Below are 1,583 nucleotides of genomic sequence, written 5' to 3'. Positions count from 1 at the left end.
GCCATCCTGCCGCATGTCGCGCCGAACCGTCGCGGCCTGGCCAGCGGCGCGATCTTCCTCGGCGTCGGCCTGGGCATCGCCGGCTCGGGCAGCCTGGTGCCGTTCCTGCTCTCCTTCGGCCTGTCGCAGGCCTGGCTGGGTCTGGGCGGGGTGGCGCTGCTGCTGACCGCCACCAGTTGGTTCGGCTGGCCTCAGGAGAGCCCGCATGCGCCGGCCAGCTCGAGCGCCGCCGACGTGCGTGGCTCGGCGGGCCTCTACATGCTGTTCGCCCAGTACGCCCTGATGGCCGCCGGCCTGGTGGCGCCGATGATGTTCCTGGTCGATTACGTCAGCCGCGGCCTCGGTGCCGGCAGCCACAGCGGCGCGCTGATCTGGACGCTGTACGGGGTGGGCGCCATCGTCGGGCCGGTGGTGTACGGTTTCCTGGCCGACCGCCTGGGCGCGCGCTCGGCAATCCGCCTGGTGCTGCTGACCCAGGCCGGCGCTCTCGCGGTACTGGTGACGGTCGCCGACCTGCGCCTGCTGGCCGTCGCGGCGCTGGTGATCGGATCGTTTCCGCCCGGCATAGTGCCGCTGGCGCTGGCCCGCGTACACCAGCTGGTTGCCGACCACCACCAGCAGAACGCCACCTGGAGCCGTGCCACCGTGTCCTTCGCGAGCTTCCAGGCCCTAGCCGGCTACGCCTATTCGGCGCTGTTCTCCGCCAGCCACGGCCATTACGCGCTGCTGTTCTCCGTCGCCATGGGCGCCATTGGCCTGGCCCTTGCCTTGGATCTGCTGCTGGTGTTCAAGGAAATATTCCGCCCCTCCACTGGAGCCGACGTGGCACCGGAGGCATAGGAGGGCGTTCTGCCGCCGTTTTCCGGCCTCGCCCTTGTTTCCAAGTCAGTCCGGAGCCAATGGTGCACCGGTGCTCGCCCCCTATCGAATCGAGCCGAAAAATATCGGCTCGGTTTATTGGGCCACATGTATGCTTCAATACGCATTGGCTTCAATGCTTCATTACTTCAATGCGTGAGTGCTTCAATACTTTAATATCATGGGGTCGCAGCCAGAGTGGTAACCGACCTTTCTCGCCCGCCTGGCCCTTTCTGTTCAAGCCCGCCCTTCCCATCCAGGGATGGATGTCCCCGGTTGGGCGCCAGCACTCAATGCAGGGTTATGCCGGCAGGGAGTCAGTTCAGGGCGTCTTTCAGTCCCTTGCCCGGCTTGAAGCCCGGCAACCGGGCAGCAGCAATCTGGATCGCCGCACCGGTCTGCGGGTTGCGGCCTTCGCGGGCGGCGCGCTCCTTCACCTCGAAGGTGCCGAAACCGACCAAGGCGACATTCTCGCCCTGCTGCAAGGCGCTGGTGATGGTCGCGGTAAAGGCATCCAGCACTGCGGTGGCGGTCGTTTTCGGCAGGTCCGCAGAGGCGGCAACGGCGGCGATCAGGTCAGCTTTGTTCATTATTCAATCCAGGTTGGAATTCGGCCCACGAGTATAACCAGACAGGAGCGCGCCTTCTTGCAGACGTGCCAACGAGCAGCCCTCCCATCCAAGGGGATGAGCTGCCCCTGGATGGGCGCCAGCACCCAATTTTCT

At 65.6% G+C, this 1,583-nt stretch carries 2 protein-coding genes; one reads left to right on the top strand and one right to left on the bottom strand.

Annotated features, from left to right (window positions below):
* The coding region (locus tag BMY22_RS23310; RefSeq protein WP_090625705.1) for a YbfB/YjiJ family MFS transporter at positions 1 to 840 on the top strand (840 nt) is incomplete at its 5' end.
* Between the two features lie 335 nt (positions 841 to 1,175).
* Here BMY22_RS23310 and BMY22_RS23305 read toward each other — a convergent pair.
* The gene (locus BMY22_RS23305) at positions 1,176 to 1,448 is read right to left on the bottom strand and encodes an HU family DNA-binding protein (RefSeq protein ID WP_090625703.1); all 273 of its coding nucleotides are present in this window, start codon (positions 1,446 to 1,448) and stop codon (positions 1,176 to 1,178) included.
* Positions 1,449 to 1,583: the final 135 nt, after the last annotated feature.

Source organism: Azotobacter beijerinckii, assembly GCF_900110885.1.
Lineage (GTDB): Bacteria > Pseudomonadota > Gammaproteobacteria > Pseudomonadales > Pseudomonadaceae > Azotobacter > Azotobacter beijerinckii.
This window is presented reverse-complemented; position numbering and strand designations above follow the sequence as displayed.